This window comes from Rhodococcus sp. NPDC059969 (assembly GCF_042738325.1).
In the GTDB taxonomy this organism is placed as follows: Bacteria; Actinomycetota; Actinomycetes; order Mycobacteriales; family Mycobacteriaceae; genus Rhodococcus_F.
In genome coordinates, this window is record NZ_JBHWUF010000013.1 from 25,687 (window position 1) to 46,520 (window position 20,834).

The window sequence follows — 20,834 nt, forward strand, 5'->3', positions numbered from 1 at the left end:
AAGTGGAGACTCGCCTCACGCCTCGCACTCGGCGAAGCTAGTCGAGGCCGCTGTGGCGTGTCGCACGCCACTCTCAAAGTTTGCCCTCAGACTCGGAAAGTACAGTGGTAATGCCCGAGCTACCACCGCGTACCTACATGCGCGGGCGCGCTTCACCTCAAGCCCACACACCGAAAGAGCCCAATCGATGCCAAGCGGTTCCGATAGTCGCGGTCCCAACAAGAACTCCGGGGCCAAATCAGCCAAGGCCATCAAGGCCGCCAACAAGAACAGTCGGCCGGCCAAGAAGGGCAAGGGTGGCGTCCCCGCTCCCCGCCAGATCCCCTGGCTGTCGATCGGCGCCGGTGTGGCTGTGCTCGCACTCATCGCCGTGCTCGGTATCAATCTGTGGCCCAAGGTCGAGGAGCGGCAGGCCCTCGAGCCGTACAAGTACAGCTCGGAGAACAAGGATCCGTCAGACAAGATCGACGGTGTCCTCAAGATCGAGTACCCGGCGGGCCAGCACGTCGATTCCACTCAGCGCGTCGCGTACGACCAGACCCCGCCGTTCGGTGGCCCGCACGACGCCACCTGGGCGAACTGCACCGGAACCGTGTACGCAGACCCGATCCGCACCGAGAACGCCGTCCACTCGCTCGAGCACGGTGCCATCTGGATCACGTACAACCCTGATCTCGTCGATCAGGACCAGATCGACAGCCTTGCCGGACGCGTCAACGGCAAGTCCTACATGCTGATGTCGCCCTATCCCGGCCAGAGCAGCCCCATCTCTCTGCAGTCCTGGGGCCATCGCCTCGAGGTCGACAAGGCCGACGACGATCGCATCGATCAGTTCATCACTGCGCTGAACCAGAACCCGAACGTCTACCCCGAGGTCGGCGCGAGCTGCACCAACCCGCTGTTCACTCCGTCGACGTCGCCGTTCGATCCGACGCCTCCGGGCCCCGGCGCCATTCAGATGGACGGCACGGGCGCTACCCCGGCCACCGACGAGCAGGTTCCCGCCGGTGGATAGTTCACAGACCACCGATCAGTCTTCGAAGCCGAGTCAGCGCACCGCGCTGCTGATCATCGGTCTGATCGGCGCGATCGCCGTCGGTTTTGCATTGGGCGCATTCACCAATCTCCTCGGGCCCGACGCGAAGTCGTCCCTGACCGTTCCGGCATCCGATTCGGTGGACGTCGGATTCGCGCAGGACATGAGCGTGCATCACAGCCAGGCCGTCGACATGGCGTCGATCGCTCTGACGAAGTCCACCGACAACGACGTGCGCACGCTCGCGTTCGACATCTTGACCACGCAGCAGAACCAGCTCGGTCAGATGCAGGCGTGGCTGACCATGTGGGATCAGCCGCTGTCCAAGGTGGGCCCGTACATGGAATGGATGTCGTCCGATTCGGGCTCCGGCCACGGATCGCACGGGACTTCGGCCACGATGGACATGGCTCATTCGGGCCCGGTCGACACCATGCCAGGCATGGCGTCCCCCGAGGACCTTGCGGCGCTCCGCGCAGCGGAAGGTCTGCAACTCGACACCTTGTTCCTGCAGCTGATGCTTCGTCACCACGAAGGTGGGCTTCCGATGATGGAGTACGCAGCAGCTGACGCCACCGAGGGGCCGGTGCGCAGCCTGGCGCAGACCATGGTCAACACACAGCAGAGCGAGTCCAAGCTGATGACCGATATGTTGGCAGCTCGCGGCGCAGTGCCGCTGCCCATGAACTGAGCAGAACTGAACTGAACTGAACTGAGAAAATTCAGACCCGAACTGGGCCTGGTCCTGAAATTTCAGGACCAGGTCCAGTTTTCTACCTCCGGCATGTCTTCGAGGTGCTCGACGATGTAGCGCGAGTGCTTCTCGAGCTGGGTGCGGCAGAACTCCGCCAACTCGGACGCGCCGGCGGGCCGACGCTTGGAGCGTCGTAGCGCCTCGATCACCAGGTGGTAGCGGCTCATCTTGTTGAGGACAACCATGTCGAACGGTGTTGTGGTTGTTCCCTGTTCGCTGAATCCGCGAACGTGGAAGCGCTCGGGACTCGGACGCCCGTGAATCAGTTCGTGCACCGCACGCGAGTAGCCGTGAAACGCGAACACGACGTCGGTCTGCGCGGTGAACAGATCGAGGAAGACCCGCTCCCCGAATCCGTGGGGATGCTCCGTCGGCGTCAGCAGCGCCATCAGGTCGACGACGTTGACGACTCGGGTGATCAGTTCCGGCGTGTGATCGCGCAGCAACTGTGCAGCAGCCAAGATCTCCTGCGTCGGTACGTCTCCCGCTGCGGCCAGCACCACGTCCGGTTCCTGTCCGCGAGCTTCGGTCCCGGCCCACTCCCACACCGAAGCCCCCGCCGCACAGTGCTCGTGAGCCTGCTCGAGTGTGAGGTATTGCAGGTGAGGTTGCTTGTCCACGACGATCAGGTTGACGTGGTCGGTACTGCGCAGACAGTGATCGGAGATCGAGAGCAAGGTGTTGGAATCCGGCGGCAGCCACACGCGGATCACGCTGGGAGCCAAGGGAATGACGGCGTCGATCATGCCAGGACCCTGATGCGAGAATCCGTTGTGGTCGTTGCGCCAGCACGTACTGGTCAGCAACACGTTGAGCGAGGCGACCGACGCTCGCCACGGCAGGTCGACTGCGTGTTGGAGCCACTTGGCGTGCTGGATGAGCATCGAGACACTGACCATCGCAAACGCTTCGTAGCTCGCGAACATCCCGTGTCGGCCAGACAACAGATAGCCCTCGAGCCAACCCTCACAGAGATGCTCGCTGAGAACCTCCATGACGCGTCCGTCCGCGGACAGTCCGTCGTCGTAGTCGGTGATCGGCAGTTGCCAGCAGCGGTCGGTTGTCTCGAACACGGCGCCGAGGCGATTGCTCGACGTCTCGTCCGGGCAGAAGAGTCGGAAGATCCCGCCACTGTCCTCGGTTTCCGTGGCGGCGTAAATGTCGCGCAGAAGCTCGCCGAGCACTCGCGTCGTCTCGTGGAAGGTCGAACCCGGGGATTGGATGGGTAGCGCGTATTTTTCGAGCGGCGGCATCGGGAGATCGACGCGAAGTCGTCCACCGTTCGCGTACGGAGTGCTCCCCATACGCTTGTCCCCCGCCGGCGAGAGCGCCGCCAGTTCCGCGGCCAGTGATCCGTTGGCGTCGAACAACTCGTCCGGACGGTACGAGCGCATCCACTCTTCGAGTTGCCGCAGATGTGATTCGTTGCTTCGCACGCCGGACAACGGCACCTGGTGCGCACGATGTGTGCCCTCGACCAAAATTCCGTCGACGGTGTGCGGTCCGGTCCATCCTTTCGGCGTCCGCAACACGATTGCCGGCCACGAACCCGTCCACTCCTCTCCGCGGCGTGCGGCACCCTGCATCTCGCGGATCTTCTCGTGCGCCTGCGAGATCGCTTGATACAGCTGAGGAAACACCACGTCGGGATCGTCACCGGAGACGACGATCGGCGCCCACCCCTGTCCACCGAGGTAGGCCTGGATGTCTTCGTCGCTGCTGCGTCCGTACACCGTCGGCCCGGCTATTTTGGCGCCGTTCACGTGCAGGATCGGCAGGACCGCGCCGTCGCGTCGTGGATTCAGGAACGCCGGGAGCTTCCACGAGCCGGACAACGGCCCGGTCTCCGCTTCGCCGTCGCCGATCACGCAGGCCACCACGAGGTTCGGATGATCGAAGGCAGCACCGGCCGCATGGGCAAGGGCGTAGCCGAGCTCGCCGCCTTCGTGAATGCTTCCGGGTGTCTGCACACTCACGTGGCTGGGCACCCCGCCGGGAGCGGAGAATCGCCGACACATCCGGTGGATACCCTCGGCGTCGGCCGAGACTTCCGGATAGATCTCCGAGTACGTTCCCTCGAGATACGTCGACGCGACCAGGGCCGGACCGCCGTGCCCGGGACCGGTCACGTAAAGCCAGTCCGCATCGGTGGCGACGATGTGCCGATTGAGGAGCGTGTAGATCATCGACAAACCGGGACTGGTCCCCCAGTGCCCGAGCAGACGAGGCTTGATGTGCTCGGCGCGTAACGGTTCCCGCAGAAGCGTGTTGTCTTTCAGATAGATCTGCGCAACGGTCAGGTAGTTGGCCGCTGCCCACCACTTCAGGTCGAGCGCGAGCTGGTCTTCGGAATAGTGGTGATCGGTCATCAACGACTCCCGTACCTCACGAGGGTGCCCGAGCAGTCCGCCCGAGCCTGTGCTCACAGGCGAGCCTAGGCGTAAAAAGCATCCGAGTCAGTCGGTACAGATGATTCGACGACCATGGTCCCCGGCCGCATACTCGACAGCCTGGAGCGAGGACGCCATGCCGAGACGGGGACCGGTTTGGTCCTGTGGCCCCGTGATGCGCTACGCTAACGCAGCCCAATCGGCACACCGAAAGTTCGGTGCGCCCCCGTAGCTCAGGGGATAGAGCGTTCGCCTCCGGAGCGAAAGGTCGCAGGTTCGAATCCTGCCGGGGGCACCACGAAGACACAGGTCAGCGATCCATCTTTCGCCTCTTCACGGTGCCACGTCAAAAGTTTCAGGGTCATCTGCCCGACTGCTGTCGATCTCACACCTCGCATCGATCCTGCTCCCACGTACACGATGCGTCAGCTGCCGCGTTTGTCGCAGTAGCCGAGACCGGGACGACGCGGTAGCCGCGGCTCGAACGCGCGCTCAAAGTTCAACTGTGCGTTCGCCGTCGCTCATTCGGCATTCAACTGACTCTCACCGGCGGATCCGTCCTGGTGCGTGAGCGGGCACTACTTCAGCAAGCCGAAGGCAGCTCGGCCGCGCAGGAGTCTCTCCTACGCGGCCGAGCGCATTCGCGGATGAAGCAAGTATTCAGTTGACCTCGGCCAACTCCTTTTCTTCCTCAGCGCGCCTTTCACGCACGGATCTTCCACGCAGCGAGCTCCCACGTACGAGCGGCGAGACGGTGATCGCCAAGCCCACCAGCGCGACCCCGGTGACAAGGATCAGTCCGGGATGGAACTGCTCGAACCCGGCGGTACCGGCGCCGGACGCGGTGTGGGATCCGGCGGTCACGAGGGCAGTAGTCAGGGCGAGCACGAGCGCCGCACCGACCTGAGCAGACGTGTTCACCAGACCCGACGCCAAGCCCTGCTCGGAGTCGTCGACGCCCGAGGTGGCCTGAGCCATGATCGAGGTGTAGCCCAACGCAAATCCGAGTCCGAGCAGGATGACGCTCGGCAGAATCGCCACGACGTACGACGGTGAATCGCTGCCCGCGAAGAGGAACCAGAGGTACCCGACGCTGAGCGACGTCAATGCCGCGATGATGAGCTTGGCACTGCCGTACAGGTCGACCAGCCGTCCGACGAACGGCGATCCGAATGCGACAATGATGCCCGCGGGCAGCAGTGCCATCGCCATCTTCAGGGGCGACCAGCCGAGGGCCGACTGCAGGAAGATCGTCATCATGAACTGGAAGCTCAGGTAGGAACCGAAGAGCGCGATGATGGCCAGATTCGCACGAACGATAGTGCCGACGCGCAGAAGCCCAAGTCGCACAAGCGGATGCGCCACCTTCTTCTCCACGAAGAAGAACGTCGCCAGAAGCACGGCGGCGACGGCGAACGAACCCAACGTCATCGGGTGTGCCCATCCACGGGTCGGAGCCGAAACCATCGTGTACACCGTGAGAAGCATTCCCGTCACCAGGGTGACGGCGCCGACGAGGTCGTGTCCCCCGGTATCTGCGGGACGGTCCCGCGGAATGAGGAAGTACCCACCGATCAGCGCGATGACGGCAAACGGAACCGGCATCAGGAACGTGAATCGCCAACCGGCACTGGTCAGCAGCCCACCGAGGATCAGACCGGACGAGTAACCACTGGCGCCGAACACGGAGAACACCGACAGCGCACGGTTACGGGCCGGACCTTCCTTGAACGTCGTGGTGAGAATGGACATTGCGGTCGGAGCGGTGAAGGCCGCAGCCAATCCCTTCACGAATCGTGATGCGATCAGCAGTGTTCCGTTGTCGACCAGTCCACCGACCAGCGAGGCGATTGCGAAGACGGTCAGCGCGATCAGGAAGACCTTCCTGCGCCCGAGAAGATCGGCGGTACGTCCACCGAGTAGCAACAGGCCGCCGAATCCGAGGACGTAGCCGTTGATGATCCACTGCAGCGAGGTAGTGGTCAGGCCCAGTTCATTGCCGATGGACGGAAGAGCGACGCCCACCATCGACACATCGAGACCGTCGAGGAACAACACGAGGCAGAGCACCGCGAGGATGCCCCACAGCTTGAGGGACCAGCCCTCCCCTGTGGCCGGATCCGAGGATTCCGTAGAAACCGGGGCTTCCGGCGAATCGAATGGTTTGAGTGTCGAGTCTGTGCAAGTCACGTCAGCGAGAATAGATGCACATGCACATAATGCACAAGCATTTAATGCAATTGCACGTAATCGAGTCTTCAACTAGAATGCGGTCGTGACGTCGGAATCCGAATTGCGCAACACCTGGCGCTCGCTGTCGACCAGCTACAACGACATCGCGTGCGAACTCGATCGCCAGATGCAGTCGGCGCATGGGCTGAGCATGAGCGACTTCGAGGCTCTCGACCGACTCATGGACGCCACGTGCGAACGTCCACGCATGCAGGAGCTTGCCTCGGAGATGTACCTGAGTCCCAGCGCGCTCTCCCGTAGCGTGGCCCGTCTCGAGAAGGCCGGACTGGTTCAGCGAGCACTGTGCGAGGCCGACCGGCGCGGAGTCTTCGTCGACGTCACCGACAAAGGACGTCAGGTACACGCGGACGCCAGCAAAATTCAACTGGCCGTACTGGATTCACGCCTGCGCGAGCAGTAGCCGCACGTCAGAGGAGCACCACAGAGCGCCCGGCCACCGGGCGAGGGCCGTTCCGGACTAGACTGACGACATACCGACGCGCCTTTCTGTTGCCGTCGGCGATCGACAGCAGCGCAGCCAGCACGCTTTCACGCGGTCCTGGCCGAGGCAATCTGCCAGCGTTTCTGCGGCTTCTGCTAGTCCCTCAGGCTCCTGCCTGACATCTCTACCTGCTCCTATCGAGAGATACACAATTGAACAACGCACGCACGCTTGGAGTCATCGGACAGTCGAGCAAACCGGCAGAACGCCGGTTGCCGATCCATCCTGCGCATTTCGATCGCATCGATGCCGAACTACGTTCTCGGATCTACCTCGAAGAGGGCTACGGCCACCCCTTCGGCTACTCCGACGACTACCTCTCGCGACTGGTTGCCGGAATCCGCACGCGCAAGCAGATTTTGGCGGAAACCGATGTGGTTCTGCTACCGAAGCCGTTGGTGCGTGACCTCGCCGAACTACGATCCGGTCAGGTTCTCTGGGGCTGGCCGCACTGCGTCCAGGACACCGAACTGACACAGATCGCGATCGACAAGAAACTGACTCTCATCGCCTTCGAGGCCATGAACTTCTGGCACAGCGACGGATCGTTCAATCTGCATGTGTTCCACAAGAACAACGAGCTCGCCGGCTATTGTTCGGTACTGCACGCCCTGCAGTTGATCGGTTCCACCGGAGACTACGGCCGCCGTCTCACTGCTGCCGTGATCGGTTTCGGAGCCACTGCACGCGGCGCGGTCACAGCACTCAAGGCGCACGGTATCCACGAAGTGGACGTCCTCACCCAACGTGGAGTCACCGCGGTCAGCTCCCCTATCCACTCGGCGCGCATGGTCTCGTTCGACAACAACAACGGTGACGTCCGTGGCAGCCACGTGATGCTCGACAACCACAGCGTGCCGGTACCCGGCTTCTTGGCCGAGCACGACATCGTCGTCAACTGCGTACTGCAGAACACCGACGCCCCACTGACTTTCCTGACCGAGGAAGACCTCATGGACTTCCAACCCGGCAGCCTCATCGTCGACGTGTCGTGCGACGAAGGCATGGGCTTCAGTTGGGCTCGCCCCACCTCGTTTGCCGAGCCGACCTTCATCGTCGGTGACAACATCACCTATTACGGCGTCGACCACAGTCCGTCGTACCTGTGGAACTCGGCATCGTGGGAAATCAGCGAGTCTCTTCTCCCCTACCTGCCCACCGTGATGGCGGGAGAGACGGCATGGAAGGCAGACGAGACCGTCGATCGGGCCATCGAAATCCGTGACGGCGTCATCGTGAATCCGGCCATCACACGGTTCCAGCACCGCTCGCCGGACTACCCGCACGCCGTCATCGCGGAGTAGCCGCCCCGATCAGGCCTGGCCGGCTGCCGCGTTGATCGGCGCCATGTCGAAATAGTCGCGCCAGGCACTGATCTGTCCGTCCGCGACTTCGAATACCCCCATCACCGGGAGCGCTACCTCGGCGCCGTTGATGGTGAAGACGTCGACGCGTTCGTTCATCACGACGCTGCCGTCCGCGACCTGACGCTTGATCTGAAAGTCGATGTTTCCGAAGGCACCGACAAATTGCTCGATGAACGCGCGGACGGCCTCGCGGCCGACAACGGGCTCCATCGGAATGTTGTGATAAACGACGTCATCGGTGAAGTACTCGACGATCTTCGCGACATCGGCGTCTGCCCACAGTGCGCAGAATTCGCTGACCAGCTTGTCCGGTGTCATTGTGTGCCAGCCTCTTTCGAATTGTCTTCGTGGGGTTCGATGATTGCCATAATGCTTTCGATCTCGCCTGCCGGTATCCCGAAGTACTCGGTGACGAAAACCGTGACGGCCGGCGCCTGGCCAGGTGTTCCGAGGTCCAGCAGATACCGCGCTACGACGCTCTCGCCCCACTCGCGCAGCGCGAGTTCACGTATCGCCACGATTCCGCGATACTGCTGCCCCTGTTCGAGCTCGTTGCTGATGAAAGCACCGGTGTCACCGGTTCGCTGACCGTTCTCGACTCGCCAGGCGTCGGCGGCAAAACGGACCTTCGTTGCGTCATGAGTGAGCAAGGCGTTCACGTATTCACGAGCCATGGCGACGCGCCCGCTGACCGCAGACTCCGTGGAGTGCTTGGCAATTGCGCCGAGGATCGACTCAGCCAATGCTGGTCGGCAGATCACGAGGTCCGGCAGGTAGGGGTGAGATTCGTTGTAGAGCAACGGCGAACCGTCGATGCGGCTGCAATGCAGTCCTGCTGCCTGCGCGACGCCGACCGGTGCCGCCGAGTCCCATTCCCACTGCCCACCGGCGTGCAGATACGCATCGACCTCACCACGCACCACCGCCATCGCCTTGGCGCCGGCCGACCCCATGTGCACAACGTCTGCGCCGAGTTCGGCAGCCACGGCTTCGGTGAATGCGGGCGGCCGCGAGCCACTGACGACTACCCGGAGCGGAGAGTTGGCAGTCACCGAGACTGCCTCGTCGCCACTGGAATAGACGGCGCCGAGCGCGGGCTGCGACACCGCGGCTGCGGTAATCCCGCTATCGCGCTCCCAAAGCGCCACGTGCACTGCCCAATCCGAATGATCCGGGAGTCCGTATTCCTTGGACCCGTCGAGCGGATCGATGATCCAGACTCGGGACGCCTCCAGGCGACTGCGATCATCGGCCGATTCTTCCGAGAGCACGGCATCGCCCGGCCGCTCGGCCGCCAACCGGTCGAGGATGTAGGAATCGGCGGCCTTGTCGCCCCGCCGACCCAGCTCACGACCGTCGTCGACACCCAGACCCTCGGCTCGGATCCCCAGGAGGATCGCACCAGCGGCCTGCGCCAATTCCGCCGCGAGTGCCTCGTCGGCGATTCTGCTGTGTGTGGATTCGCTCACCGGTCCAACACTTCCATAATTCGCAGCGCAAGTTCGGTAGGCGTTCCGTCTTCGGGTCTGATCACCAACTCGGGGCTTGTCGGAGCTTCGTAGGGATCGTCGACGCCGGTGAATCCCTTGATTTCCCCGGCCCTGGCCTTGGCGTACATACCCTTGGGGTCTCGGGCTTCACATTGCTCGATCGGGGTGTCGACATAGACCTCGACGAACTTCAGTCCAGCGGCCTCATGCGCCGCCCGCACTCGATCACGATCTTCGCGGTACGGGCTGATCAGGCAGGCCACTGCCACGGCCCCGGAATCAGCGAACAATTGCGCCACCGAGCCGACTCGGCGGACGTTCTCGGCGCGGTCATCGGCACTGAATCCCAGATCCGCGTTCAATCCGTGCCGGAGGTTGTCGCCGTCAAGGCGGTACGCCGGGATACCCGCGGCCACCAAACGCCGCTCGAGTTCCACCGCGATCGTGGACTTACCCGAGGCCGAGAGACCGGTGAGCCACACAGTCCCGCCGGTAGTCGCACGTTCCTCGCGAGAGACCTCCGAACTGTGCCAGACGACGCGCGATTCCTTGAGTGTCGGTCCGTTGATCATTCCGGCGGCGACGGTATTGCCCGTGGTTTCGTCCACGAGAATGAAGCTGCCTGTCACGCGGTTGCGGCGGTAGGGATCGAACATCAACGGCTGCTGCGTTTTGATCGAGATGCGACCGATCTCGTTGAGGGACAGAGATTCTGCCTTCTCGTCGCGGTGCAGAGAATTGACGTCCAGGCGATAGTCGAGCTTGACGATCTGCGCCTTCGTGGAGCGCGTGGTGTGCAGCAACGAGTAGCGATTGTTCTCCGACAGCGTGGTCTGTTCGGTCAGCCAACAGACCATCGCATCGATTTCCTGCCCGACCTGCGGCCGGTTGTTGAGCCGACACAATTGGTCCCCACGGCTGACGTCGAGATCGTCGGTCAGTTCGATGCACACGGCCGCGGGCGCAAACGCCTCGTCGATCACGTCGCCGCCCGGCCCGTGCACTGCCTTCACCGTCGACGTGAATCCAGAAGGCAACGCCACGATTTCGTCGCCCGGCTTGAAGACGCCACTGGCCACCGTTCCCGCGTAACCACGGAAATCGTGGAGGTCGGCGTCAGTCTGCTTCTGCGGACGGATCACGTACTGCACTGGAAACCGAGCATCGATCAAGTTGCGATCCGAAGCGATGTGCACCTGCTCCAGATGGTGCAACAGCGACGGCCCGTCGTACCACGACATGTTCTCAGTCCGCGCAACGATGTTGTCTCCCAACAGCGCCGAGACTGGAATGAACGTCAGATCGTGGACGTCCAACTTGATCGCGAACTGCCGGAATTCTTCCTTGATCTCCTCGAATCGTTCCTGAGACCAGCCCACCAAGTCCATCTTGTTCACACACAACACGAGGTGGGGAATACCCAGGAGAGTCGACAGGAAGGCATGGCGCCGCGTCTGTTCGAGCACTCCTTTACGGGCATCCACCAGGATCAGGGCGAGATCTGCCGTCGAAGCGCCGGTCACCATGTTGCGGGTGTACTGCTCGTGCCCGGGAGTGTCCGCGATGATGAACTTGCGGTGAGGCGTCGCGAAATACCGGTGGGCCACGTCGATCGTGATGCCCTGTTCACGCTCGGCGCGCAATCCGTCGGTCAGTAGCGCGAGGTTGGCGTACTCGTCTCCGCGTTCTCGACTGCTCCGCTCCACGGCCTCGAGTTGATCCTCGAAGATCGACTTGGAGTCGTAGAGCAACCGGCCGATGAGTGTGGATTTGCCGTCGTCGACACTGCCCGCCGTAGCGACTCTCAGCAGTTGCGGCATCAGAAGTACCCCTCTTTCTTACGATCTTCCATGCCGGCTTCGGAAATACGGTCATCAGCTCTGGTTGCGCCGCGCTCGGTAATGCGGCTCGCAGCAACCTCTTCCACGACGGCGGCCGGATTTTCGGCCGACGATTCGACGCATCCGGTGCACGTTGCGTCGCCGACCGTGCGGAAGCGCACCAACGCCTCGTAGGACTCCTCACCCGCGCGGAGCTCGAGGAAGCGGGTGCGTGCCAACAGCATTCCGTCCCGCGGAACCACCTCACGCCGATGGGCGTAGTAGATGCCGGGAAGGTCGATCTGCTCGATCTCGATGTACTGCCAGATGTCGAGCTCTGTCCAATTGGAGAGCGGGAAGATCCGAATATGTTCGCCCTTACGGTGTTTGCCGTTGTACAGGTTCCACAGTTCAGGCCGCTGCACCTTGGGATCCCACTGCCCGAACTCGTCCCGGAAGCTGAACACTCGCTCCTTGGCTCGCGCTTTCTCTTCGTCGCGGCGAGCACCACCGAACACTGCGTCGAACTTGTTGTCGCGAATTCCGCGCAGCAACGCGTGCGTCTGCAGGCGATTGCGACTGGAACCGACTCCGGTGTCCTCGATGACGCGTCCGGCGTCGATGTCGTCCTGCACGCTGGAGACGACAAGGCGCAGGTTGAAGCGATCGACCGTGCGGTCACGGAACTCGATCACCTCGTCGAAGTTGTGACCGGTGTCGACGTGCATCACGGCGAACGGCAATGGCGCAGGCCAGAATGCCTTCGCCGCTACGTGCAGCATCACGACAGAATCCTTACCTCCGGAGAACAGGAGGACCGGCTTTTCGAAAGTCGCTGCGACTTCGCGGAAAATATGGACCGCCTCCGCTTCGAGGGCTCGCAGATGCGACAACTCGTAGGCGGGCGGGGTCTGGAGTGTTGCCATGTCTTTCGCTCCTGAGCATCACTGACTCCGTTGCGGGAACTTCGTCACCGCATCGGTACATTTATGTACCGGACTGGTTCTAAATTGAACGCAATCACAGAATAGAACTCGTTCTACCCAAAGGTCAATGAGCGGCAACCAGACGTCACAGACCGCGAACCGGACTCCGTCCACCAACTTCCGCCGTCACCGCATCCGCCGCCGCAACCAGAGCCGCGGCGCGTCGCTCGATCTCGGCACCCGAAATTGCGCCGCCGACATACAGCGTGAGCACCAGCGCCTGGTGCCCTTCGGCGTCGTAGGTCGGGGCGGCGATGAGACTGACCGGATGCTCGTCGTCAGAGCTGATGTCGCGCCCCAGGTACACCCGCTCGCCCAGGCTCGAGACCATCTCACCGAGCAGCTCACGCACTTCGGGCGGAAGATCGTGCGTCGCAACGCCCGCCATCAACGTGTGAAGTCGCTGCCCCACCGGATCCAGACTTTCGACCAGGTACCCCGCGGATCGGCACTCGCGGACCACGTTCCACAGGCGCTCGCGATCCAAGCGCACCGGCAAGCTCGGCTCCTTGCTCAGCCAACTGTCCATGTCGTGATCCGAACCCCAGAGGACGTACATCAGTCCGACCGGCGGAGCGAACGGATACACCTGACCGACCTTGGCGGTGCGACGCGCGCCGATCGGTCCGGTCACTTCGAGAACACTGATCTGATCACCGATCACACCGGACGCCGTGCACGTCGTGCCGAACTCCGCGCTCACCTTCTCCAGGTGGGTGCGGGCAATAGGTCCGACGGCAAACCCTCGCTGAGCTGCACGTCCGGCCGCGATCAAAGCTGGACCGAGTCCGTATGTCTTGGACACCTCGTCCCGTGTCAGGTACCCACGGTCAGCCAGCGCCGTGAGAATTCCCAGGCAGGTCGGCTTGCTGATCTCGAGGGCGCGGGCGAGTTCCGACAGCCCGAACCGCTGGTCAGGGCGGCCGACGAGGTAGTCGAGCACCTGAACCACCCGTTCGGTGGGAGGCGATTGCCTCCCCCTCGAGCGACCCTCTTCAGGCGCCTTCTCCGGTCCACCCATTGACCACTCCCTAGAACGCGTTCTATTGTCGGAATACCAAACATCTACCCCATAGGTACATATTTGTACCACGACGCTCTGGGCCGGCGACATAGTCGGAACTGTGAGGAGCCAGCGTGCTGACGGACCCGTTTGCCGAGGCGATCGCCGAAGCCGAGAAATTGATCGAGACTGCGCCGCACATCAGATCCGAGCAGGATCTACTGGAGGGATACCAATATCTGGCCGGCGGAATCATCGCGACGACGCATGCCGCGTGGGCCGGCGAAAAGACCCATCCGAGTTTCATCCAGGGCACCGGACCGTTCACCAAGATGGGCCTCGACAACCCGGACACCCTGTACTTCGGCGCTCGTATCAACGACGACAAGGAATACAAGGTCACCGGAAAGCGCGGCACCACAGCCGATCTCAGCTTCCAGGTGTTGAGCGGGAACTACACCAACTCGAATGTTCCCGGCAGCGAGATCGCCTTCGACGACCGCGAGCTGGAGATAGACGACGACGGCAACTTCGTCGCGTGGTTCGGCCCCGGTCCTGCCGACGGACGAGCCAACTATTACACCCTGGCGCCAGGATCCTCGCAGTTGGTCGTGCGCGAGGTCTACAGCGATTGGAGTCAGCAGCGCGGCGTGATCCGCATCGAGCGCACCGATTCGATCGGGATCGCGCCGCCGCCCCTCACCGCGGAAGACACCGAGAAGCGGTATGCACGGGCCGGGAAGGCTTTGGTCACGCGGGTCAAGACGTGGCTGCAGTTTCCGGAGTGGTTCTACCTCAAGCTCACGGTCAACACCATGACCGAACCGCGACTGACTCCGGGCGGACTGGCGACGCAGTACTCGTCGGTGGGACATTACGAACTCACCGACGACCAGGCGATGATCATCACCGTTCCGGCGTCGGACGCACCGTATCTGGGATTCCAACTCGGGAGCCTCTGGTACATCTCGCTCGACTACGTCAATCATCAGACTTCCCTCAACAACGGCCAGGCACAGGTGGATCCGGACGGGATGGTCCGAATGGTGGTCAGCGCGAAGAACCCCGGTGTCACCAACTGGATCGAAACCGTCGGGCATCCGCGCGGCATTCTTCAGTTCCGTTGGCAGCGCGTATCCCGTGAGCTGACGCCCGAGGACGGCCCAACCGTCGACATCGTTCCAGTCGAAGATATTGCGAAGCACCTGCCGCATTTCGACACCAACGCCATCACCGCCGAGGAGTGGGCAGCGCGAATCGCCCAGCGCCAGGGCGCCATCGACAACCGAATGCTGGGGTAATCATGACCGCATTGCTCGAAGACCGTGTAGTAGTCATCTCCGGAGTCGGTCCGGCACTCGGCCGCGCTTTGGCCCTTCGTTGTGCGTCGGCCGGCGCGAGTCTTGTTCTCGCAGCGCGCACACAATCGCGACTCGACGACGTCGCGAAGGAAATCGTCGATGCCGGTGGACGCGCCGTCACCGTGTCCACTGACATCACCGACCAGGCTTCCGCCGAGAATCTGGTGGCCGAATCCATTGCCGCCTACGGCAAAGTCGACACCCTGATCAACAATGCATTCTCGATACCGTCGATGAAACCGTTGGCTCGCACCGATTACCAGCACATCCGCGACAGCATCGAACTGACCGTACTGGGTGCGTTGCGTCTGACTCAGCTGTTCACGCCGGCCCTTGCCGATTCGGACGGCTCCGTGGTGAACATCAATTCGATGGTGTTGCGGCATTCGCAAGAGCGTTACGGCAGCTACAAGATGGCGAAGTCCGCCCTGCTCGCCATGTCGCAGTCCCTGGCCACCGAGCTCGGTCCGCAGGGAATTCGTGTCAATTCGATTGCACCCGGCTATATCTGGGGCGACACCCTCAAGGGTTACTTCGCGCATCAGGCCGAGAAGTTCGGCATGACCGCCGAGCAAATTTACGAGCACACCGCCTCGAACACCGACCTCAAGCGCCTACCGACGACAGATGAAGTATCCGACGCGGCGATCTTCCTGGCGTCTCCGATGGCCAGCGCCATCACGGGCCAATGTATCGACGTCAACTGCGGCGAATTCCATCATTAGGAGCACCATGACTGAACGCACTCACGTCGGCACCGTCGAGGATCTCCACGCCTCGGCAACGCGGATGACCGGACTTACGGATTTCGGCGTCGACGATTACACCGAGGCTCTGTCGGTCCTCCTCGAGTCCTACGACCGCGACGAGGATCTGACCCCCTTCGGCAGCAAGATCTCTCGGGTATTCCTTCGCGGCGCGCTGGTGGCACGTCTGCTCAGTGAATCGGCATGGAAGGAACACCCTGAGCACGCCGACGTCAAGATCGAGCGTCCGATCTTCGTCACCGGATTGCCGCGCACCGGCACCACGGCCCTGCACCGCCTCCTCACAGTCGACCCGGCCCACCAGGGCCTCGAGATGTGGCTGACCGAGTTTCCGCAGCCTCGACCACCTCGTGACACGTGGGAGTCGAACCCGGTCTTCGCCAAGATCGAGGAGACGTTCGGCCAGCACCACGTCGAGCATCCCGAATTCATGGGCGTGCACTACATGTCAGCCAGTGAAGTCGAAGAGTGCTGGCAGCTGCTACGCCAGACGTTCAAGTCCGTGTCCTACGAGTGCCTGGCGAACCTGCCCACGTACTCCGCATGGCTGAAGGACCAGGAATGGTCGAATGCCTATGCACGACACAAGAAGAACCTGCAGTTGATCGGTCTGCCCGATCAGGATCGACGGTGGGTCCTCAAGAACCCGAGCCACCTGTTTGCGCTCGACGAATTGATGCAGGCGTACCCCGATGCGCTCGTCATTCAGACTCACCGCTCCCCTACGACGATCATTCCGTCGGTGTGCAGCCTGGCCGCTCAGGCAACGGATGGTTGGTCGAACACGTTCACCGACAAGGTGATCGGCGAAAGTCAGCTCGAATTGTGGGCCAGGGGTCTCGAGCAGTTCGACAGTGCACGCGCACACCACAATCCCGCACAGTTCATCGACGTCGACTATCAGGACTTCGTCACCGATCCGCTGGGCACCGTCGAGAACATCTACACGCACTTCGACATCCCGTTGACATCTGCCGCGCAGCAGTCGATGGAGGCCATGCACGAGGAAAGCCGCTCGGGTGCTCGCCGACCTTCGCACAAGTACACGCTCGAGGAGTTCGGTCTGACGAAGGAGCAGGTGGAAGAGCGATTCGGAACTCGCTGACCACCGCTGGCCGACGACCTCGCTGACAACTGAAGCCCCGCCGATCGGCGGGGCTTCAGTGATCGAAACGCGTTCAGCTGCTGAGATGCTCACCCAGCAGTCGGTCCAACTCGTCCGGCGCCTCGTCCGGAATCCAGTGGCTCACGCCGCTGAGAACCTCGAACCGGTAAGGGCCGTCGACAAACGCGGGGGTGAGCGCAGAACCCTTGGGCCCGATGGCAGCATCGCCGTCGCTCCAGACGTGCATGGTCGGCACGGTAACCCGGGCAGTTGCGGGGTTCGGCTTGGTCATCCACATCGCGCGATACCAGTTCAAGCCACCGCGCAGGCGGCCGGGAGCCAGCATGGCATTCAGATCGCGCCGTGCGTTCTCCGGCGTCTGTCCGCTCGAGATCAGGAACTTCTCACCCGCCGACGTGGAGGACAGAACCTTCTCGGGAACGAAGGGCAATTGGAACGCCCCCATGTACCACGATTTCAGTCCCTGTGTGCTGGTCACCATCGCCTTGACGAACGCCAGTGGATGCGGAACCGACACCGCGGTAACGGTATTGAGCAAATCGGGCCGCTCGGCAGCGACCTGCCATGCAACTGCGGCACCCCAGTCGTGGCCGACCAGGTGCACCTTCCCCACACCGAGTGCGTCGATCAATGCGACAGAATCTGCGGCAAGCTCGGACCCGCGGTACGCCCAGCGCGCTTTCGGCCGCGCGCCGGGTGAGTAGCCTCGCTGATCCGGTGCGACGGTACGGAAGCCACGGGCGTGCAGTAGCGGTGCGAGCTGATCCCACGAGCTCGAATCCTGCGGAAAACCGTGCAGGAGGACCACGACCGGACCGTCGATCGGCCCTTCGTCGCGTACGTCGAAGGTCAGTCCGGACCGGGAGTACGAGGTGAGGCGATCCGCCGGTGAAGTCATAGCGCCACGCTAGTCTTCGCGACACCCGTAACCGGAGCCTTTTCGCCGGCGCGCAGGAATTGACCCGTCTTTTCGGTTCCGAATCCCGGGGCGAATTCGCCGTCGCTGTAAACGAGTCGGCCGTTGATCACGGTCGCGACGGCTGCATCGTCACTGCGGTTGACCATCCGGCTGATTCCGCCGTACTCGGGGACGATTGCCTCGAACAACCCGTCGACCGACTCGTCGAGCCCGGCCGGGTCGATGACAACGAAGTCCGCACGGTCACCCTGGCGTAGATGCCCGGCATCGATTCCGTACCAGTCCGCCAGTTCACCGGTCAGGCGGTGGATTGCGCGCTCGATGGTCAGGAACGGCTTGCGGTCACTCTGAGCGTCCTTGACGCGCTTGAGGAGTCGCACCGGGTAGTTGTAGAACGCCATGTTGCGCAGATGCGCACCGGCATCGCCGAAGCCCATCTGTACGCCGGAACTCGCGGCGAGTTTCTTGGCGAACTTGGGACGATGATTTGCAATGGTGGTGCGCCAGCGAAGATCTCGCCCGTACTTGACCACCAAGTCGAGGTACGCGTCCACCGGGTGCACCCCCCGGATGTCTCCGACCTGACCGAAGTTCTTGCCGATCAACGTCTCGTCCGGGCAACCGACGATGACGGCGTCGTAGAAATTGCGGTGCCAGATGCGGGGTGAGAACTTGTTGTCGTAGTCCTTGCGGAATGCGCGGCGGTACGACTCGTCCTGGAGCAGCTTGTTGCGCTCCACCTGGTCCTTGAGATGCAACGCGGCGGCGCCGGCACCGAACTCCTCGAACACGACGAGGTCGATTCCGTCTGCGTAGACCGTGAAGGGAACCGGAAGGTGCTGCCACTTGAAATCGGTCTTGGCGAAACGGTTCAGCAGTGGGGCCGCAGCGAGCATGAAGTACACGATCACCGGGTAGGCCTTCGAATCCGCACCGGAGAGCAGCGAAGTCTTGAGCGGCTTCTTGCGTCCGATCGCAGAACTCTCGGCGAAGAACGCCGCGACGTTCGGATGCAGGTTGATGGTCGGAGCGCTCTGCAAGATCTTTCCGCGATCACGAAGGATACGGTTGAGGAATCGGAACTCCTTCCACCGCGCGTACGTCGACGGCAAAGAGCGAGAACGGTATTCGTCGCCGTCGATCTTGTCGAGGGCATTGGTCATCGACGACAGACCCAGCATCCCCGCATCGATGGCGTCCTCGAGCATCGAGCCCATCCGGCCGAGTTCCGAGCGGCTCGGCTTGACCTTCTTGTCTGTGCCTCGCCCCAAACCGAGTACGTGCGTGCGAATGTCGGAGTGACCGATGAATGCTGCGACGTTGGGTCCGAGCGGGAGCGCGTCGAGTGCGGCGGTGTAAGCGGCGGGGCCGCTCCAAGTCTTGTTCGCTTCGAGGATGCTCAGCACCGCATCGTGGGGAACTGCTTCGACTCGGCTGAACAGGTCCGCGATCTCGCGCGGGGTCGAATACACCGTAGACAGTGAGCAATTACCGAGCACGACCGTCGTGACGCCGTGGCGAACCGATTCCGGAAGCCCTGGGCTGACCAAGGCTTCGGCGTCGTAGTGCGTGTGGACGTCGACAAAGCCCGGGAGAACCCACTTGCCGGCCGCATCGATCACCTCGGTGTCCGGTCCGATTTCGAGGCGCGTCGTGGACACCTCCGCGACCACGCCGTCTCGAATTCCGAGATTTCGACGCAGACCAGGAGCCCCCGTCCCGTCGAACCACAACCCGTCGTTGACCACGATGTCGAAAGCAGACACTGTCGGACTCCTCGCCTCACGTATGTGTTACCTCACGTTATAGACAGCGTTGAGTAAAAGTCAATGAACCTTTCGAGCCAATACATAAGATGACGGAATGCCTGCAGTCCCCCGCTCCCCCGAAGACCGTCAGAGGCAAATCCTCGAGGTAGCAGTACACATGTTGCGGACCGAGCCTTTCGACCAGCTGTCGATGGATCGCGTCGCAGCCGAGGCCGGTGTCTCGCCGCCACTGCTGTTCCACTACTTCAAGAACAAGAAGGGTTTCCAGAACGCCATACTCGAGGCCGCCTCGGCCGATCTCGAAGATCGAATGCGGCCGGATCCCGAGCTACCGATCACGTCCCAGCTGCGTTCAGGTATCGAGACTTTCGTCGATGCCGTTATCGAGCACCCCACCATTTACCTCGCCGTTATGCGGATGGCCGGCAGCGGCGACGTCCGGATGCGCACGATCTACCGCGGGATGCGCCGCACCTTCACCACGTGGATCGTCGCCGCGCTCACGGATCTGAGCATCGAGTCGAATGCGACGGTCGAGGCAACCATTGCCGGATGGCAGGCATTCATGGAGGAAATCGTCGTCAACTGGATCGACGAGCCAACCCTCGAACGAGGCGAGATGGTCGACCTCTGCGAACGAATTTTCTACCACTGCCTACCGGCCGCCGGCATCAGCGTCGAGCAAATTGTGGCGGCAACGGTGGCTGCGACAGCTAGCGAGTCCGGCGCAACACAACTGTGATCTGCGCGCCGGGGTTTCACAGGTGGTCACGATTGGGTATCTTGCTTGCAGTGGCGCTGGACCACGACCCCAACACATAAAGGATCCAACATGGAGTCTGTCGAAAACGTATTGCCCGAGGGTGTCAAGCTCGAAGACATCTTGAGTGTTCTCAAGGTCGCAGTTGCGGGCATCGGCCTCATCAGCGCGTTGTCGGCATTCAGCTGATCGCAAAGCGTCATCGACAGGCCGGACTTCGGGGAGCCCGGCCTGTTTTTTGTTTCCGTTCCTGAACAATCCGTGAACTTCTCAGCAACTTCAGCGCAAAGTGGTCATTTCGACCCAAACAAGCGTCCAATTTGCTAGTTTGTGTCTGCGACACGAGGTCGCATGGAAACACCACGCAGACACAACCTTGTACATACACACCTGTACATACGACACGGAGGACCGAAACATGGGTTCCATCAACACCCTCAGCGCCGTCATCGACATCATCAAGGTCGTCCAGCCGTTGATCGCCAAGCTCAACCTCAGCTGATTCGCTTGCACCACACCCCTGCCAGGGCGTAACTCGAAATGGGGCCGACA

General features: G+C 62.2%; 18 protein-coding genes, 1 tRNA gene and 1 pseudogene. 11 read left to right on the top strand and 9 right to left on the bottom strand.

Going from position 1 to position 20,834, the window contains the following annotated elements:
• Positions 1-187: 187 nt before the first annotated feature.
• Together ACFWAD_RS26605 and ACFWAD_RS26610 are read left to right on the top strand one after the other, a co-directional pair.
• Positions 188-1,015 carry a DUF3105 domain-containing protein gene (locus ACFWAD_RS26605; RefSeq protein ID WP_378549243.1) on the top strand — a complete coding sequence of 276 codons (828 nt, stop codon included), beginning with the start codon at positions 188-190 and terminating at the stop codon, positions 1,013-1,015.
• Positions 1,008-1,727, top strand: coding sequence for a DUF305 domain-containing protein (locus tag ACFWAD_RS26610; RefSeq protein ID WP_378539444.1), 720 nt, complete (start codon positions 1,008-1,010; stop codon positions 1,725-1,727). Before ACFWAD_RS26605 ends, ACFWAD_RS26610 begins: the two co-directional genes overlap by 8 nt.
• 62 nt (positions 1,728-1,789) lie before the next feature.
• Here the strand turns inward: ACFWAD_RS26610 and ACFWAD_RS26615 are convergent, their stop codons facing one another.
• Positions 1,790-4,159 (bottom strand): phosphoketolase, encoded by a 2,370-nt coding sequence (locus ACFWAD_RS26615; protein ID WP_378549477.1) that lies wholly within the window; start codon positions 4,157-4,159, stop codon positions 1,790-1,792.
• Between the two features lie 243 nt (positions 4,160-4,402).
• Here ACFWAD_RS26615 and ACFWAD_RS26620 point away from each other — a divergent pair.
• Positions 4,403-4,478 (top strand) — tRNA-Arg (locus ACFWAD_RS26620).
• A 122-nt stretch (positions 4,479-4,600) separates the two neighbouring features.
• Positions 4,601-4,773, top strand: a pseudogene (locus tag ACFWAD_RS26625) (LysR family transcriptional regulator); the annotation flags it as partial.
• 67 nt (positions 4,774-4,840) lie between these two features.
• On the opposite strand, the gene ACFWAD_RS26630 reads toward ACFWAD_RS26625, so the two are convergent.
• Positions 4,841-6,370, bottom strand: coding sequence for an MFS transporter (locus ACFWAD_RS26630; protein WP_378549246.1), 1,530 nt, complete (start codon positions 6,368-6,370; stop codon positions 4,841-4,843).
• An 85-nt stretch (positions 6,371-6,455) separates the two neighbouring features.
• Here ACFWAD_RS26630 and ACFWAD_RS26635 point away from each other — a divergent pair, with 85 nt between their 5' ends.
• On the top strand, positions 6,456-6,833 hold the full coding sequence (locus ACFWAD_RS26635) for a MarR family winged helix-turn-helix transcriptional regulator (protein WP_003941367.1): 378 nt from the start codon (positions 6,456-6,458) through the stop codon (positions 6,831-6,833).
• Positions 6,834-7,066: 233 nt separating this feature from the next.
• Positions 7,067-8,218 carry a N(5)-(carboxyethyl)ornithine synthase gene (locus tag ACFWAD_RS26640; protein WP_378549249.1) on the top strand — a complete coding sequence of 384 codons (1,152 nt, stop codon included), beginning with the start codon at positions 7,067-7,069 and terminating at the stop codon, positions 8,216-8,218.
• Between the two features lie 9 nt (positions 8,219-8,227).
• Here ACFWAD_RS26640 and ACFWAD_RS26645 read toward each other — a convergent pair whose 3' ends face one another.
• The 5 genes from ACFWAD_RS26645 to ACFWAD_RS26665 all read right to left on the bottom strand — a co-directional run bounded on the left by ACFWAD_RS26645 (position 8,228) and on the right by ACFWAD_RS26665 (position 13,598).
• On the bottom strand, positions 8,228-8,599 hold the full coding sequence (locus ACFWAD_RS26645) for a limonene-1,2-epoxide hydrolase family protein (RefSeq protein WP_378549252.1): 372 nt from the start codon (positions 8,597-8,599) through the stop codon (positions 8,228-8,230).
• Positions 8,596-9,750, bottom strand: a complete 1,155-nt coding sequence (locus ACFWAD_RS26650; RefSeq protein WP_378549255.1) for a 3'(2'),5'-bisphosphate nucleotidase CysQ — start codon at positions 9,748-9,750, stop codon at positions 8,596-8,598. Before ACFWAD_RS26650 ends, ACFWAD_RS26645 begins: the two co-directional genes overlap by 4 nt.
• Positions 9,747-11,591 carry an adenylyl-sulfate kinase gene (cysC, locus tag ACFWAD_RS26655; protein WP_378549257.1) on the bottom strand — a complete coding sequence of 615 codons (1,845 nt, stop codon included), beginning with the start codon at positions 11,589-11,591 and terminating at the stop codon, positions 9,747-9,749. The genes ACFWAD_RS26650 and cysC overlap by 4 nt, the downstream gene beginning before the upstream one ends.
• Positions 11,591-12,517, bottom strand: coding sequence for a sulfate adenylyltransferase subunit CysD (gene cysD, locus ACFWAD_RS26660; protein WP_378549260.1), 927 nt, complete (start codon positions 12,515-12,517; stop codon positions 11,591-11,593). Before cysD ends, cysC begins: the two co-directional genes overlap by 1 nt.
• A gap of 145 nt (positions 12,518-12,662) precedes the next feature.
• Positions 12,663-13,598, bottom strand: a complete 936-nt coding sequence (locus ACFWAD_RS26665; protein ID WP_378549263.1) for a helix-turn-helix domain-containing protein — start codon at positions 13,596-13,598, stop codon at positions 12,663-12,665.
• Between the two features lie 116 nt (positions 13,599-13,714).
• Between ACFWAD_RS26665 and ACFWAD_RS26670 the strand changes: the two genes are divergently transcribed.
• Genes ACFWAD_RS26670 through ACFWAD_RS26680 form a run of 3 tightly spaced genes read left to right on the top strand, consistent with a single transcriptional unit; the run spans position 13,715 to position 16,813 of the window.
• Positions 13,715-14,881, top strand: coding sequence for a hypothetical protein (locus ACFWAD_RS26670; protein WP_378549266.1), 1,167 nt, complete (start codon positions 13,715-13,717; stop codon positions 14,879-14,881).
• Between the two features lie 2 nt (positions 14,882-14,883).
• The gene (locus tag ACFWAD_RS26675; protein ID WP_378549269.1) at positions 14,884-15,666 is read left to right on the top strand and encodes an SDR family oxidoreductase; all 783 of its coding nucleotides are present in this window, start codon (positions 14,884-14,886) and stop codon (positions 15,664-15,666) included.
• A 7-nt stretch (positions 15,667-15,673) separates the two neighbouring features.
• Complete coding sequence (locus tag ACFWAD_RS26680) at positions 15,674-16,813, top strand: sulfotransferase family protein (RefSeq protein ID WP_378449311.1); 1,140 nt, start codon at positions 15,674-15,676, stop codon at positions 16,811-16,813.
• A gap of 73 nt (positions 16,814-16,886) precedes the next feature.
• Here the strand turns inward: ACFWAD_RS26680 and ACFWAD_RS26685 are convergent, their stop codons facing one another.
• Together ACFWAD_RS26685 and ACFWAD_RS26690 are read right to left on the bottom strand one after the other, a co-directional pair.
• Positions 16,887-17,732 (bottom strand): alpha/beta fold hydrolase, encoded by an 846-nt coding sequence (locus ACFWAD_RS26685; protein ID WP_378549272.1) that lies wholly within the window; start codon positions 17,730-17,732, stop codon positions 16,887-16,889.
• Positions 17,729-19,519 carry an amidohydrolase family protein gene (locus tag ACFWAD_RS26690; protein ID WP_378549274.1) on the bottom strand — a complete coding sequence of 597 codons (1,791 nt, stop codon included), beginning with the start codon at positions 19,517-19,519 and terminating at the stop codon, positions 17,729-17,731. The genes ACFWAD_RS26685 and ACFWAD_RS26690 overlap by 4 nt, the downstream gene beginning before the upstream one ends.
• 97 nt (positions 19,520-19,616) lie before the next feature.
• On the opposite strand from ACFWAD_RS26690, the gene ACFWAD_RS26695 reads away from it, so the two are divergent.
• Complete coding sequence (locus ACFWAD_RS26695; RefSeq protein ID WP_378549277.1) at positions 19,617-20,264, top strand: TetR/AcrR family transcriptional regulator; 648 nt, start codon at positions 19,617-19,619, stop codon at positions 20,262-20,264.
• Between the two features lie 394 nt (positions 20,265-20,658).
• Entirely contained in the window at positions 20,659-20,784 is a 126-nt protein-coding gene (locus tag ACFWAD_RS26700) for a hypothetical protein (RefSeq protein ID WP_003941303.1), read from the top strand.
• Positions 20,785-20,834 lie beyond the last annotated feature (50 nt).